This is a genomic window from Pseudoalteromonas sp. TB64 (assembly GCF_000498095.1).
Classification (GTDB): domain Bacteria; phylum Pseudomonadota; class Gammaproteobacteria; order Enterobacterales; family Alteromonadaceae; genus Pseudoalteromonas.
In genome coordinates this window covers 1-941 of the sequence record NZ_AUTQ01000042.1, presented here as the reverse complement: position 1 = coordinate 941, position 941 = coordinate 1, and the positions used below count along the sequence as shown (strand labels likewise).

At 41.6% G+C, this 941-nt stretch carries 1 pseudogene; it reads right to left on the bottom strand.

What is annotated here, in order from left to right:
* Positions 1–941: pseudogene (locus L647_RS0101195) on the bottom strand (hypothetical protein); the annotation flags it as partial.

Below are 941 nucleotides of genomic sequence, written 5' to 3'. Positions count from 1 at the left end.
GTGGCTGTAACCGTTACTTCGCTAGCTGCTGTGTTAGTTGCAAAACCATTATCAGCAAGAAGCACCACGTCATCAGTTAGAATTTGATTAGCACCGCCATTTTCAAACCATGCTGTTTTGGTTTGACCTTCTAATGGTCCACTTGCAAAAGTATCTGTATCAGTAAAGTTTGCAGAGCACGCCATGACAGAGCTTGTAAATGAAATTTTGTCAGCTTGCTTTTCGCCGTCACCAGAGAATTGAATACACTGTGTATTTGTCGCGTTTTTCTTAATAATAACGGCGTTGTAAATACTTGAATTGAACTGATCATCAAACTTATATGCTTGTGAAGGGTCATCATCGCGTACAGAGTTGCCATCAGTCGTAATTACAGTGACGTTTGCAACAGTTGGGTTAGAGGGAGAAACTTGCTCAGAAGATGCACCTTTAACGCCATCAGATTCAAAGCCATTGTTACCCATGTTTACAACTGTGCCGTCGTTTAACGTTACAGTACCGTGCTGGATAAATAAGTATTGAGCTTTACCCTGCCAACCTGCATCAAAGTCAAATGAATCATCTTGCGTATCTGTTACTGCAACATGTTTAAGCGTTGTAGCACCACCAAAAATTTCGATACCATCATCAAAACCTTGGTGAATATGTAAATAATCAAACTCAGAACCAGAACCTACAGCATTGAGTGTTAAAGAGTTTAAATCATCGCCTTCACCACCAACACGTGGACCCGAACCCGCATACCAAATTTTAGCCCATTTAATATTGCCACTAGAATCTGCATTATCGTTACCACCAAAGTAACTTGTAATACCTTCTGAAGCGACGTTACATGTAGCGCCTTCACGTTCGGCATCGGTACATTGGTCAGTAATGCCGTTACCATTAATAATAATACCGCCCCAGTCAGCGTAACGTGCACCTTCGCCAGCTGTATCAAA